Annotated in this window: 8 protein-coding genes, 2 tRNA genes and 1 pseudogene; 7 read left to right on the top strand and 4 right to left on the bottom strand. The window is 63.3% G+C overall.

Annotation, left to right across the window (positions count from 1 at the left end; all coding sequences use genetic code 11):
- Positions 1 to 16: 16 nt before the first annotated feature.
- From CKW22_RS05220 to CKW22_RS28075, 4 genes and pseudogenes are all read left to right on the top strand, one after another.
- A complete protein-coding gene (locus CKW22_RS05220; protein WP_033701805.1) occupies positions 17 to 1204 on the top strand; it encodes an ATP phosphoribosyltransferase regulatory subunit in 1188 nt (395 codons plus the stop codon).
- Between the two features lie 56 nt (positions 1205 to 1260).
- Complete coding sequence (locus CKW22_RS05215) at positions 1261 to 2553, top strand: adenylosuccinate synthase (RefSeq protein ID WP_008095424.1); 1293 nt, start codon at positions 1261 to 1263, stop codon at positions 2551 to 2553.
- Positions 2554 to 3068: 515 nt separating this feature from the next.
- Positions 3069 to 3809: pseudogene (locus CKW22_RS28080) on the top strand (HAMP domain-containing protein); the annotation flags it as partial.
- The gene (locus CKW22_RS28075) at positions 3783 to 4667 is read left to right on the top strand and encodes a methyl-accepting chemotaxis protein (protein ID WP_371856394.1); all 885 of its coding nucleotides are present in this window, start codon (positions 3783 to 3785) and stop codon (positions 4665 to 4667) included. The pseudogene CKW22_RS28080 and the gene CKW22_RS28075, both read left to right, overlap by 27 nt.
- Before the next feature lie 301 nt (positions 4668 to 4968).
- Here the strand turns inward: CKW22_RS28075 and CKW22_RS05205 are convergent, their stop codons facing one another.
- The 4 genes from CKW22_RS05205 to CKW22_RS05190 all read right to left on the bottom strand — a co-directional run bounded on the left by CKW22_RS05205 (position 4969) and on the right by CKW22_RS05190 (position 8008).
- Positions 4969 to 6534 carry an iron ABC transporter permease gene (locus CKW22_RS05205; RefSeq protein ID WP_033701803.1) on the bottom strand — a complete coding sequence of 522 codons (1566 nt, stop codon included), beginning with the start codon at positions 6532 to 6534 and terminating at the stop codon, positions 4969 to 4971.
- Entirely contained in the window at positions 6534 to 7547 is a 1014-nt protein-coding gene (locus tag CKW22_RS05200) for an extracellular solute-binding protein (protein ID WP_033701802.1), read from the bottom strand. Before CKW22_RS05200 ends, CKW22_RS05205 begins: the two co-directional genes overlap by 1 nt.
- A gap of 199 nt (positions 7548 to 7746) precedes the next feature.
- Positions 7747 to 7833 (bottom strand) — tRNA-Leu (locus tag CKW22_RS05195).
- An 88-nt stretch (positions 7834 to 7921) separates the two neighbouring features.
- Positions 7922 to 8008 (bottom strand) — tRNA-Leu (locus CKW22_RS05190).
- Between the two features lie 275 nt (positions 8009 to 8283).
- On the opposite strand from CKW22_RS05190, the gene rnr reads away from it, so the two are divergent.
- The 3 genes from rnr (at position 8284) to rpsF (ending at position 12335) form a co-directional block, all read left to right on the top strand.
- Complete coding sequence (gene rnr, locus CKW22_RS05185) at positions 8284 to 10860, top strand: ribonuclease R (RefSeq protein WP_033701801.1); 2577 nt, start codon at positions 8284 to 8286, stop codon at positions 10858 to 10860.
- The gene (gene rlmB, locus CKW22_RS05180) at positions 10857 to 11603 is read left to right on the top strand and encodes a 23S rRNA (guanosine(2251)-2'-O)-methyltransferase RlmB (protein WP_027592540.1); all 747 of its coding nucleotides are present in this window, start codon (positions 10857 to 10859) and stop codon (positions 11601 to 11603) included. Before rnr ends, rlmB begins: the two co-directional genes overlap by 4 nt.
- 306 nt (positions 11604 to 11909) lie before the next feature.
- The gene (gene rpsF / locus CKW22_RS05175) at positions 11910 to 12335 is read left to right on the top strand and encodes a 30S ribosomal protein S6 (RefSeq protein ID WP_033701800.1); all 426 of its coding nucleotides are present in this window, start codon (positions 11910 to 11912) and stop codon (positions 12333 to 12335) included.
- The last annotated feature ends 20 nt before the right edge of the window (positions 12336 to 12355 follow it).

The following is a 12355-nucleotide window of genomic DNA, read 5'->3' as shown; positions in this document are numbered from 1 at the left end:
GAGGGGAAATGGCGTAATGGCAACGGTAGACCGCTGGCTGCTGCCAGATGGCATCGAGGAAGTACTGCCACCTGAGGCTGCGCGCATCGAGATCGCGCGTCGCCAGGTGTTGGACCTGTTCCAGAGTTGGGGCTACGAACTGGTTGTCACCCCGCATATCGAGTACCTGGAGTCGCTGCTTACCGGCGCCGGCCAGGACCTGGATCAGCGCACCTTCAAGGTGGTCGACCCGCAGTCCGGACGCCTGATGGGCTTCCGTGCCGACTTCACCCCGCAGGTGGCGCGTATCGACGCCCACACCCTGCGCCGTGAAGGCCCGAGCCGCCTGTGCTATGCCGGCAGCGTGCTGCACGCCCAGCCGCGTGCACTGTCGACCTCGCGCAGCCCGATCCAGCTGGGCGCCGAGCTGTACGGCGATGCCAGCCCCACCAGCGATGTCGAAGTCATCAGCCTGATGCTCGCCACGCTGCAACTGACCGACGTCGCGGATGTGCACATGGACCTTGGCCATGTCGGCATCTACCGCGGCCTGGCGCGTGCCGCCGGGCTGTCGGGTGCAGTCGAGCAGCAGCTGTTCGATGCTCTGCAGCGCAAGTCGGTCGATGAAGTGCAGGCACTGACTGCCGACCTGCCTAAAGACCTGGGCAACATGCTGCGTGCCCTGGTCGAGCTGTGTGGTGGCCGTGAAGTGCTGGCCGAAGCCCGCGTGCGCCTGGGCCGTGCCCCGGCCAGCGTGCTGGCAGCGCTGGACGACCTGCTGGCGATCGCCGATCGCCTGGCGTCGCGCTACCCGGACCTGCCGCTGTACTTCGACTTGGGCGAGCTGCGTGGCTACAACTACCACACCGGCGTGGTGTTCGCTGTGTTCGTGCCGGGCGAAGGTCAATCGATCGCTCAGGGCGGTCGCTATGACGACATCGGCGCCGATTTTGGCCGGGCACGCCCGGCCACCGGATTCTCCACGGATTTGAAGACCCTGGTCACACTGGGGCGAGCGGAGGTCGTATTGCCAACTGGCGGCATCTGGATGCCTGACAGTGGCGACGCGGCCCTCTGGCAGCAGGTCTGCCAGTTGCGCAACGAGGGCCAGCGTGTGGTCCAGGCTTTGCCTGGCCAGCCGTTGAGTGCTGCTCTCGAGGCGGATTGTGATCGGCAATTGATTCAGCAAGACGGGCGCTGGCAGGTTCTGCCGCTGACCCAGTGAGTTTCTGCGTCGGCAGTAGGCCGGCAACCAAGTTTGCGTGAATGAGGACCAATGTAATGGGTAAGAATGTCGTCGTCCTGGGCACCCAGTGGGGTGATGAGGGCAAAGGCAAGATCGTCGATCTGCTGACCGAACATGCTGCCGCCGTAGTGCGCTACCAGGGTGGCCACAACGCGGGCCACACCCTGGTGATCAACGGTGAAAAAACCGTTTTGCACCTGATTCCGTCGGGCATCCTGCGTGAAGGCGTTCAGTGCCTGATCGGCAACGGCGTGGTCGTTGCTCCAGATGCCCTGATGCGTGAAATCACCAAGCTGGAAGAGAAGGGCGTACCGGTGCGCGAGCGCCTGCGCATCAGCCCGGCTGCGCCGCTGATCCTGTCGTACCACGTGGCCCTGGACCAGGCCCGCGAGAAAGCCCGTGGCGAAGCCAAGATCGGCACCACCGGCCGTGGTATCGGCCCAGCATACGAAGACAAGGTCGCACGCCGTGGCCTGCGCGTCGGTGACCTGTTCCACCGTGAGCGTTTCGCCGCCAAGCTCGGTGAGCTGCTGGACTACCACAACTTCCAGCTGGTGAACTACTACAAAGAGCCGGCCATCGACTTCCAGCAGACCCTGGACGAGTGCATGGCCTACGCCGAGCAGCTCAAGCCGATGATGCTCGACGTCACCGCCGAACTGCACAACCTGCGCCGCGCCGGCAAGGACATCATGTTCGAAGGCGCCCAGGGCTCGCTGCTGGACATCGACCACGGTACCTACCCGTACGTCACCAGCTCCAACACCACCGCTGGCGGTATCTCGACCGGCTCCGGCGTTGGCCCGATGTACCTGGACTACATCCTCGGTATCACCAAGGCCTACACCACCCGTGTCGGTTCCGGCCCGTTCCCGACCGAATTGTTCGACGAGACTGGCGCTACCCTGGCCAAGCGTGGTCATGAGTTCGGTTCGACCACCGGCCGTGCCCGTCGCTGCGGCTGGTTCGATGCCGTCATCTTGCGTCGCGCCATCGACGTCAACAGCATCTCGGGTATCTGCCTGACCAAGCTGGACGTACTGGACGGCCTGGAAACCATCAACATCTGCGTTGGCTACAAGAACGAGAACGGTGCTGTCATCGACGCGCCTTCCGATGCCGACAGCTACATCGGCCTGGAGCCGGTGTACGAAGAGATGCCAGGCTGGAGCGAGTCGACCCTGGGTGCCAAGACCCTGGAAGAGTTGCCAGAAGCTGCTCGCGCTTACATCAAGCGTATCGAGGAGCTGACCGGCGCGCCGATCGACATCATCTCCACCGGCCCGGACCGCAACGAGACCATCGTGCTGCGTCATCCGTTCGCCTGATCCGCTTTCCAGGCTGATCTGACGCCGCGACCCCGCAAGGGATCGCGGCGTTTTTGTTTGTAGGCCTGGGCTGCTAGACCTTGGCGCATATCCCTGCTGTTCCCGGCATAACCCTTGCTGTAAGAAGTTTCTGTAGATGCCATCAAAATAGTGGCGCCAGTAAACACGAGGGTTACACCGTGTCTGCCATCCTCTCACTGTTACGAAGCCGCCTTTTGCGGCCTGTGTTTGTTGCCCTTGGTATCGCCCTTTTGGTGCAGGTACTGGTGGCCGTTGCGCTGACCCGAAGCACCGTCACCGCCCTGGAGGCTGACCTTGGCGAGCGCCTGGGTACCGACAGCCGCAAGCTTGCCAGCGAGCTTGAGCAGGCCGGGCAGGAGGTGCGCTCGGGCCTCGACAGCCTCTCCAGCAGCACGCGTCAGCGCCTGAGCGCGGGGTTGTCCACGCGCCTGCAGAACGAGCAGCAGCAACTGCGCACGACCCTGGAAAAGAACCTCAAGGATTCCGCCAACGACATGGCCGAGCTGCTGGCCTCGGTGGCGCCGCGGGCGATCTGGGACAACGACGTGCCGGTGCTCTCCGATTTCGCCCGGCGTGCCCAGCGCAACCCCAATGTGCTGTTCGTGGTCTACGACGACGCCCAGGGCCAGCACCTGACCCGCTACCTCAACCGGCAAAACCCGATCAACCAGGCGTTGATGGAGAAGGGGCAGGGCGAGCGGGCGCTGGACAAGGTCATCGAGGCGGCGCGCCGCGACCCGGCGGTGTATTTCGTCGAGGCGTCGATCAACCCGAATGGCGCGGAAATTGGCAAGGTGCTGATGGGTGTTTCCACTGCCGGCGTCGATCAGGAGCTGGCGGCCCTTGACCAGCGTTTTGCTGCCTTGATCGCCAGTGGTGAGCAACTGGTGGGTGATAGCCTCAATGGCGCCGCCACCGACAGTGGCAAGGCCCTGCGTGAACGCCTGGAAACGGCGCAGGGCAGTGCCACCGCCATGCAGGCCAATACCGCGCAGACCGTGCGCGAAGCCGCTGCCGAACTGCGTTGGCGCATTGGCCTGGGCCTGGTACTGGTGGGCCTTGGTGTGTTGCTGGTGGTGGCGGTGGTGCTGGGTCGCCGCGTGCTCAGCAAGCTGCGCCTGTTGATCGATGCCCTGAACGATCTGGCCGCTGGCGAAGGCGACCTGACCAAGCGCGTCAGCCTCGACAGCCGCGACGAGATCGGCGACATGGCTTCGGCGGTCAACCGCTTCGTCGACAAGCTGCAGCCCATTGTGCGTGAAGCCGGCGAGGTGGCGCAGCGTACCGGCGTCGAGATTGGTGCCATGGCCCAGCGCAATGCCGGCGCCGATGCCGCTGCTGCGCTGCAACGGGATGAAGTGGCTGCCAGCCTGCGTGATCTGTCGAGCATGGCCGATGAGGCGCAGGCCGAGAGCCACGCCATGCAGTCGGCCTTGCAGCAAGTAGTGGACATCCGCCAGGCGACGGATGAGAACAGCCGCACCTCGACCCAGCTCGCCGGTTTGATCGAGAGCTTGGCAGGGCAGGTGGAGACCGGCTCCCATGTGATCGAACGGCTGGCCAAGCAGAGTGAGCAGATCGAGGTGGTACTGACGGTGATCCACGGCATTGCCGAACAGACCAACCTGCTGGCGTTGAACGCGGCAATTGAAGCAGCGCGGGCCGGGGAGACCGGGCGTGGGTTTGCCGTGGTGGCCGATGAGGTGCGTGCGCTGGCCAGCAAGACGCAAAGCTCGACGGGGGATATCCAGGCGCATATTGCCGCGCTGCAAAAAGGCGCCAAGGAGGCGGTGGCAACCATCAGCCAGGCGGGGCTCAAGGCCAGTGAAGGGTTGTTGGTGCTGCGCGAGAACGAGCGCCGCCAGCAGTCGGTGCAGGTGGCGGTGGAGCAGGTGCATGCGGCGATCGGGCTGGCGACCCGCGCGGCAGAACAGCAGGCGCATGGGGCGCAGGCGGTGCGCGGGCGGGTGGAGACCATCCATGCCCAGGCTGAACGTTCGGCTGAGGTGGTGATGCAGACTACGGCCAGCAGTAAGGTGCTGGATGACCTGGCGGCGCAGTTACGGGCTAGCCTGGGGCAGTTCAGGGCTTGAGATGAGTGGGGGAGCTTGTGTTCGCCGGGCGTCTTTCTGCGCCTATCAGATCGAGCGCCGCCCGCGCGGCGCTTCGCGGGACAAGCCCGCTCCCACATCCGTTTCGGGCCAGTTATTCCTGGGGCATTGGCGCGCGACCCCTTGGCGCCCGGCTCAATATCGCGCCGTACAAGCAAGGGGGCGCGCGCCTATATAACAGGACTCACTGGCCCGAAACGGATGTGGGAGCGGGCTTGTCCCGCGAAGCGCCGCGCGGGCGGCGCTCGATTTATGCTGCGATCAATGACTCAAGGCGTACACATCACGCCTTGTTCAAATACATCCGCGTCGTCAGCAAATACACCGGCAACCCCGACACCACGATCAGCAGCGCTGCATAAGGCGCCGCCGCTGCAAACTCGACGTTGGCGGTATGTGCCCAGACCTCGGTGGCCAGGGTGGTCATGCCGGTCGGGCTGAGTAGCAGGGTAGCGGTCAGCTCCTTCATGGCATCGAGGAACACCAGCGCGAACGCCGCCGCCAAGGCTGGGAAGATGATCGGCAGCGTCACCCGGCAAAACGCCGTGAAGCTGCTGGCGCCCAGGGTGCGAGCGGCCTCTTCGAGGGTGGGCGAGGCCTTGTTCAAGGCGGTGCGTACCGGGGCCTGGGCCAGCGGCAGGAACAGCAACCCGTAGGCCAGCAACAACAGGGCAGTGGTCTGGTACAGCGCCGGCACATAGTGCAAGGCGAAGAACACCAGGGTCAGCGCGATCACCAGGCCCGGCAGGGCATGCAGCAGGTAGGGCAGGCGTTCGGCCCAGATCGCCAGGCGGCCTTTGTAGCGCACCACCAGGAAGCTGATCGGCAGTGCCAGCAACACGCACAAGCCCGCGCCGCCAAGCGACACCGACAGCGACGTGAGCAGCGCTTTGGAGATTTCCGCCACCGGGAACGCTGCCGACGAGCCGACACTCAGCCAGTAGCCGAGCATCGCCAGTGGGATGCCGCTGCCCAGTACCGCCAGGGCCACGCAGAACAGCTGCGCCAACGGCGCCCAGCCGCGCAGGCGCACCGGTTGCGCGCGGCGCGCCACGCCTTGGCCGATGCGCACATGGCGGGCCTTGCCGCGCACCCGCAGCTCCAGCCACAGCATGATCAGGCACAGCGCCAGCAGCACGGCCGAGAGCATGGCAGCGTTGGCGTTGCTGAACTCCAGCTCGAACTGCTGATAGATAGCCGTGGTGAAGGTCTGCAGGCCAAGAATCGACAAGGCGCCAAATTCCACCAGCATGTGCAGGGCAATCAGCAGCGCGCCGCCCAGCATCGATGGCCACAGCAGCGGCAGGGTCACCTTGACGAACACCCCCCAGCGGCTGCAGCCCAGCGTGCGTGCCGACTCTTCAAGCGAGGTGTCGACGTTGCGCAGGGTGGCGGCCACTGGAAGGAACACCAGGGGATACTTGGACAGGGCCATGACCAGGATGGCCCCGCCGAGGCCTTCGAAGTCCGAGCTCAGCGATACCCAGGTAAAGCTGCTGACGAACGAGGGCACTGCGAACGGCAAGCACAGCACTACGCCCCACAGCCGACGGCCCGCCAGGTTGCTGCGTTCGAGCAGCCAGGCCAGGGCCAGCCCGACCACCATGCACACCAGCGTCACCCCGAACATGAGCATCAGGGTGTTGCGCATCAGGCCCCAGACGAACGGGCGCCAGAGCAGATGCAGGGCCTCTCGCCAGCCTGCTTCCCAGGCCTTGAGGGCGACATACGCCAGCGGCAGCAGGCTCATCGCCACCAGAAACAGCACAGGCAGCACCACCCAGATCGAGGGGCGCTTGCGGCGCGGTACGAAGCGTACCGGCACCGGCTCGGACAGGGCGGCGGTCATCAGAGCAGGCCGACCTCACGTTCAAGCTCCAGCGCTTCCTCGGCGTTGCCAAGGTCGGCCGGCGAGATCTTCGGCGGGCGCAGCTCTTCGAACGGCTTCAAGCCACGGTCGGACACCATGCCCTTGTGCAGTGGGTATTCGGCGGTGGTCTGGGTGATCACGCGCTGGCCTTCTTCGCTGGCCATCCAGTTGAGCAGGGCCTGGGCTTCCTTGGGGTGCTTGCTGGCCTTGACTGCGGCGGCGCCAGAGATGGTCACCAGGCCCCCGGCATCGCCGTCGGCCAGGTAGTACAGCTTGGAGTCCAGCTTGCCGCGCTCACGCTCAAGGGCATACCAGTAGTAGTTGTTCACCAGCACGGCGGCGACTTCGCCTTTTTCCACGGCCTTGAGCGCCACCATGTTGTTGGTGTAGGTCTTGCCGAAGGCTTTCAGGCCGGTCAGCCACTCTTCGGCAGCGTCACGCCCGTGCATCTTCAGAATGGCCACGGCCTGTTCCTGGAAGGCACCGCTGGTCGGTACGAAGCCGACGCGGCCATCCCACTCAGGGTTGGCGAAGTCCATTACCGATTGCGGCAGGTCTTTCTCATCGATTTGCTTGGGGTTAAACACCACGACGCGGGTACGCGCGGTAACGCCCATCCAGGTGCCGTTGGCAGCCACGTATTCCTTGGGAAGCATGTTCAAGGTGGCGTCGTCGATCTTCGCCAGCAGGCCCAGTTCGCCCAGGTTGTTCAGCGGCGGCGACTCTTCGGTGTAGATGACATCGGCCGGCGAGCGCTCGCCTTCTTCGATGATCTGGCTGGCCAGCTGGTTGCTGCTGCCCTTGCGGATATTGATGTGAATGCCAGTCTTGGCCTCGTAGGCCTTGGCGATGGCGTCGCCGATTTCCTTGTGCTGCCCGTTGTACAGGGTCAGTGTTACCGGTGCGTCTGCCATGGCGGCCGGCGCGCCGATCACCAGGCTCAGTACAGCGGCGGCCAGGGTGCGCATCAGCGGTTGCGGACGGATCGTCATGCGGGTACTTCCTCGCTTACGGCTACATATTTGGAAACAATGGTAAACGAAATCGTTTCTCAGGTGGCCGGGTGACAAGAAATTCATCGCGAGACGATCGTCGAGTGGTGGAGTGCGCGAGGGTGTCGTGCGCAAAGGGGAGGGGAAACAGAAAACGCAGGCAAGAAAAAACCCACTAGCAAGCTAGTGGGTTTTTGTATGGTGCCCAGGAGAAGACTCGAACTTCCACGACCTTGCGGTCACTGATACCTGAAACCAGCGCGTCTACCAATTCCGCCACCTGGGCAAAGCTTTACATCGTCTGATGAAGGCGACTATCGTTCGCTTTCACACAGTAGTAATAGATCCTTGGTCATCTATTACTTGATAATACTTGGTGCCCAGGAGAAGACTCGAACTTCCACGACCTTGCGGTCACTGATACCTGAAACCAGCGCGTCTACCAATTCCGCCACCTGGGCACACATTTCGTCGAGGTCACATGATGCTTTACATCGCGTTTCATCTCAACTACAACGTCGTCTGTCCGTCGTTGTGGTGCGCACTATACGGACGGTCCTGTAGGCTGTAAAGCCCCTGGTAGAAAAAAATTTCAAAAAATTCAACTTGTTGATTCTTCAGCCCTATTACGACTTCCTCGACTCATTGCTGGGGGGCTGTCCAAGGCTGACATTTCCGGTTTCAATACGCCTATGCCAGAATTCCTATCTATATACCCCAAGGTGAACCCCTTCTGATGGCCGATTGGCAATCCCTCGATCCCGAGGCCGCTCGCGAAGCGGAAAAATACGACAACCCTATCCCCAGCCGTGAGCTGATCCTCCAGCGTCTTGCCGATCGCGGCGAGCCGGCCGCCCGCGAGGAGCTGGCGGCAGAATTCGGTCTGTACGAGGAAGACCAGATTGAAGCCCTGCGCCGCCGTCTGCGTGCCATGGAGCGCGATGGCCAGCTTATCTATACCCGGCGCGGCACCTATGCCCCGGTAGACAAGCTGGACCTGATCTGTGGCCGCGTTTCCGGCCATCGCGATGGTTTTGGCTTCCTCATCCCTGATGACAAGAGCGACGACCTGTTCCTCAGCCCTTCGCAGATGCGTCTGGTGTTCGACGGCGACCGCGCCCTGGCGCGTGTCTCCGGCACCGACCGCCGTGGCCGCCGTGAAGGTGTACTGGTAGAAGTCATCTCCCGTGCCCACGAAAGCGTGGTCGGGCGTTACTTCGAAGAGGGCGGTATCGGCTACGTGACGCCGGACAACCCGAAGATCCAGCAGGAAGTGCTGGTGACCGCCGGTCGCAATGGCGGCGCCAAGATCGGCCAGTTCGTCGAGATCAAAATCACCCACTGGCCAACCCCGCGCTTCCAGCCGCAGGGTGATGTGGTCGAGGTGATCGGCAACTACATGGCGCCGGGCATGGAAATCGACGTCGCCCTGCGCAGCTACGACATTCCGCACGTCTGGCCCGACGATGTGGTCAAGGAAGCGCGCAAGTTCCGCTCCGAAGTGGAAGACAAGGACAAGGAAAAGCGCATCGACCTGCGCCACCTGCCTTTCGTCACCATCGACGGCGAAGATGCCCGCGACTTCGACGACGCGGTCTATTGCGAGCCACTGGGCAAGCTGCGCATGTTCTCGGGCGGATGGCGCCTGTATGTGGCGATCGCCGACGTTTCCAGCTACGTGCGCCTGGGTTCTGCCCTGGACGTCGAAGCCCAGCAGCGCGGCAACTCGGTGTATTTCCCCGAGCGCGTGGTGCCGATGCTTCCCGAGGAGCTGTCCAACGGCCTGTGCTCGCTGAACCCGCACGTCGATCGCCTGGCCATGGTCTGCGAGATGACCATCAACAAAGCCGGCCAGATGGTCGACTACCAGTTCTACGAAGGCGTGATCCACTCCCATGCCCGCCTGACCTACAACAAGGTCAGCAGCATGCTCGAGCATTCCCGCACCCGTGAAGGCAAGGCGCTGCGCGAGCAGTACAAGGAAGTCCTGCCTGACCTCAAGAGCCTGTATGCGCTCTACAAGGTGCTGCTGGACGCGCGCCACACCCGCGGTGCGATCGACTTCGAGACCCAGGAAACCCGCATCGTCTTCGGTGACCAGCGCAAGATCGCCGAAATCCGTCCGACCGTGCGCAACGATGCGCACAAGCTGATCGAAGAATGCATGCTGGCGGCCAACGTGGCCACCGCCGAGTTCCTGCAAAAGCACGGCGTGCCGGCCCTGTACCGCGTTCACGACGGCCCGCCGCCGGAGCGCCTGGAAAAACTGCGCGCCTTCCTCGGTGAGCTGGGCTTGTCGCTGCACAAGGGCAAGGACCCGTCGCCGAAGGATTACCAGGCACTGCTGGCGAGCATCGCCGAGCGCCCGGACTTCCACCTGATTCAGACCGTGATGCTGCGTTCGCTGAGCCAGGCGGTGTACAGCACCGACAACAATGGCCACTTCGGCCTGAATTACGAGGCGTACACCCACTTCACCTCGCCGATTCGCCGTTACCCGGACCTGCTGGTGCACCGCGCCATTCGCAGCATCATCCGTTCCAAGGTCGATACCCCGCACGTCAAGCGTGCGGGTGCCATGAGCATTCCCAAGGCGCGTATCTACCCGTACGACGAGAACACCCTGGAACAGCTTGGCGAGCAGTGCTCGATGACCGAGCGTCGCGCCGACGAAGCGACCCGCGACGTGGTCAACTGGCTCAAGTGCGAATACATGAAAGACCGCGTGGGCGAGACCTTCCCAGGCGTGATCACTGCGGTGACCGGCTTCGGGTTGTTTGTCGAGCTGACCGACATCTACGTGGAAGGCCTGGTGCACGTCAGTGCGCTGCCGGGTGACTACTACCACTTCGACCCGGTCCACCATCGCCTGTCCGGCGAGCGTACCGGGCGCAGCTTCCGCCTGGGCGACACCATCGAAGTCAAGGTCATGCGCGTCGACCTGGACGAGCGCAAGATCGACTTCGAAGTCTCCGAGAAGACCCTCAGCGGCCCGATCGGTCGCAAGCAGCGCGGTGCAGCGCCAACCGACGGCAAGCCCGAGCAGCAGCAACCGGCCACCGAAGCGAAAGCCACGCCCAAGCCGCGCAGCCGCAAGAGCGAGGCTTCCGAGGCTTACTTCCCGAAAGATGCCGTGCAGCGTAATGCTGAGGTGCGCAAAAGCCGCGAGATGAAGAAGGCGTTGATGACCGACGCGCGCAGCACTGCCGGCAGCAAGTCGGAGAAGGCTGGCAAGCCATCCGGCAAGCCGACCAAGCATCGCAAAGGCCCGCCGAAGTCCGGTGCGCCCCGCAAGAGCAAGAGCAAGTCATGAGTCAGCTGGAAAAGATCTACGGCGTACACGCCGTGCAGGCGTTGTTGCAGCACCACCCCAAGCGGGTCAAGCAGGTCTGGCTGTCGGAGGGGCGTAGCGAGCCCCGCCTGCAGAAGCTGCTGGAGCTGGCCGCGGAAAACCGTGTGGCGGTCGGCCAGGCCGAGCGCCGTGAGCTGGATGCCTGGGTCGAAGGCGTGCACCAGGGCGTGGTCGCCGAGGTCAGCCCGAGCCAGGTGTGGGGCGAGTTGATGCTCGAAGAGTTGCTTGAGCGCACCGAAACGCCGCCGCTGATCCTGGTGCTGGACGGTGTCACCGACCCGCACAACCTCGGCGCCTGCCTGCGCACCGCCGATGCCGCCGGTGCCACGGCGGTGGTGGTGCCCAAGGACAAGTCGGCGACCCTGACGCCGGTGGTGCGCAAGGTGGCCTGTGGCGCTGCGGAGGTGATCCCGCTGGTGGCCGTGACCAACCTCGCGCGTACCCTTGAAAAGCTCCAGCAGCGTGGCCTGTGGGTGGTCGGCACTGCCGGCGAGGCCGAGCAGGAGATTTACCAGCAGGACCTGACCGGGCCTTTGGTGATGATCATGGGGGCAGAAGGCAAGGGCATGCGCCGACTGACCCGTGAGCATTGCGATTTCCTGGTGAAGTTGCCGATGGGCGGTAGCGTCAGCAGCCTGAACGTCTCGGTCGCGACCGGCGTTTGCCTGTTCGAGGCCGTGCGCCAGCGTCAAGCCAAGCGCTGATATTCAGTCTGTGCTGGCCTCTTCGCGGGGCAAGCCCGCTCCCACAGGATTACTGCAATGGCTGAGGCTGCAGTTGGCCTGTGGGAGCGGGCTTGCCCCGCGAAGGGTTGGTGCAGGCAAAATATGTTTCCGGCTGTTCAAATAATCGCCAATCACCTTGCTTGTGCGCCACGCCTTCTCTACAATTGCGCCCCTTGCCGAGCTGGCAGGCGCTTATGTGCCTCCCCTCCATGGCAAGACATACAGTGTCATTCACTCCTTGTCTGACCAGCGTTCTGGCAGACTACTAACCCGTAAGGAGCATTCATGCGTCATTACGAAATCATCTTTCTGGTTCACCCGGACCAGAGCGAGCAAGTCGGCGGCATGGTTGAGCGTTACACCAAGCTGATCGAAGAAGATGGTGGCAAGATCCACCGCCTGGAAGACTGGGGCCGTCGTCAACTGGCCTATGCAATCAACAATGTTCACAAGGCTCACTACGTGATGCTGAACGTTGAGTGCACCGGCAAGGCCCTGGCCGAGCTGGAAGACAACTTCCGCTACAACGATGCCGTGATCCGTAACCTGGTCATCCGTCGCGACGAAGCCGTAACCGGTCAGTCCGAGATGCTCAAGGCAGAAGAGAACCGCAGCGAGCGCCGTGAGCGTCGTGAGCGTCCTGAGCATTCTGACTCCGCCGAAGGCGATGACAGCAATGACAGCGACTCCAGCGATAACGCTGACGAGTAATCCACGGACCTTTTGAGGAG

The sequence above is a fragment of the Pseudomonas sp. Irchel s3f19 genome, assembly GCF_900187555.1.
In the GTDB taxonomy this organism is placed as follows: Bacteria; Pseudomonadota; Gammaproteobacteria; order Pseudomonadales; family Pseudomonadaceae; genus Aquipseudomonas; species Aquipseudomonas capeferrum.
The sequence above is the reverse complement of the archived record's forward strand: the minus strand, read 5'-3'. Positions and strand labels throughout refer to the sequence as shown.